Annotated in this window: 1 protein-coding gene; it reads right to left on the reverse strand. The window is 66.1% G+C overall.

The window, feature by feature from the left end; genetic code table 11:
• Nucleotides 1-19: 19 nt before the first annotated feature.
• On the reverse strand, nucleotides 20-1,237 hold the full coding sequence (locus tag NN4_RS44590) for an IS110 family RNA-guided transposase (protein WP_147144469.1): 1,218 nt from the start codon (nucleotides 1,235-1,237) through the stop codon (nucleotides 20-22).
• Nucleotides 1,238-1,458: the final 221 nt, after the last annotated feature.

A 1,458-nucleotide genomic window follows, 5' to 3' on the forward strand; every position in this document is an offset into this window, starting at 1 on the left:
AGGAGTTTCAATGATCGTGTCAAGCCGCAGCGCTGATCGGGGCTGGTGCCTCGTTGGTGAAGGTGCGGTTGTCACGCGTGAGTGCCCAGATGACGTCGATCAGTCGGCGTGCCAGTGCGATGAGCGCTTGGGTGTGGGCTTTGCCCTCGGCTCGTTTCTTCTGATAGAAGGCGCGGGAGGGACCGTCTGCACGACGGATGCTCGACAACGCGGCCATGTAGAAGACCTTGCGCATGCCGCGGTGATATCGCTTGGGGCGGTGCAGGTTTCCCCTGATCTTGCCGGAATCGCGGGGCACCGGCGCCAGCCCGGCGTAGGCGGCCAGCCGCCCCGCGTTGCCAAAGACGCCGCGCAGGTCACCACCGGCCTCGGCCAGGAGTTGCGCGCCCAGAATCGGACCGAATCCGTCCACGCTGGCGATGGCCGCGGCGTGGGGATGTTCGCCGAATCGCTCGGTGAGCTGTTTATCGAGATCTTTGATCTCGCGGTCGAGATCGAGCAACTGCCGTGCCAGCCGGGCGATCATGGGCGCGGTGACCGCCTCGCCGGGCAGGGCGATGGTCTGCTCGGCGGCAGCGGCCAGGGCCTTGTCGGTCATGGCGGCGACGCCCTTGGCCCAGGCGCCGTGTTCGAGCAGGTAGGTCCGCACCCCGTCGTGACCGGCCGCCCGCAGGCCGGCGGGGGTCTGGAATCCGGTGAGCAGGATCAACGCCGAACGGGTGGAGTAGTCGAAAGCGCGTTCCAGCGCGGGGAAGATCGAAGCCAGCATCTCGCGCAACTGGTTGATGCCACGCACCCAGTCGCTCATCAGGTTCTCACGACGCGCGACGAGCACCTTCAGGTCGGTCACGATCTGATCGGGGCTGGTGATCGGTGCCAGATCGCCACGCATGCGAGCGGTTTCGGCGATAGTGCGGGCGTCCTTGGCGTCTGTCTTGCCTTCCCCGGCGAACGCTCCGGCCATCCGGTTGACCAACCGGCCAGGCACGTAGACGACCCGATCCCCGGTGGCTGCCAGCAACGCCAGCAGCAGCCCCGCCGCCCCGGAAGTCATGTCCACCGCCCACACCACCTCGACGGCTTCGGACTTGACCCGGGCGATCAACGCCTCGATCGCGGACTGGCCGTTGACCACTTTCTGGGAGAACACGGCCTTGCCCGCCCCATCGACCACACACGCATGATGCGCGGCCTTGCCGACATCGATTCCAACCCAAACCTTTTCGCGGACCTTCACCCGGCCCGACCTCCCGCTCTCACAACCAAACCCCGCGGACGACCCTGCCTGCAGCTCCATAAACAGCGACTTCGCGCACAGATTTCAATCAGCGGCCAAGGCGTCCAGAACGACGGGGCGGCCACTCCTGAGAAGCCACCCAACGGCAAGCACACATCAGCCACACCCCGCCGCCCTGGGCATCCAGGGCGTCTGGCCCTGAACACCTACAACCTTATGGA

Origin of the sequence: Nocardia ninae NBRC 108245, from assembly GCF_007990755.1 — a bacterium.
GTDB classification, from domain to species: domain Bacteria; phylum Actinomycetota; class Actinomycetes; order Mycobacteriales; family Mycobacteriaceae; genus Nocardia; species Nocardia ninae.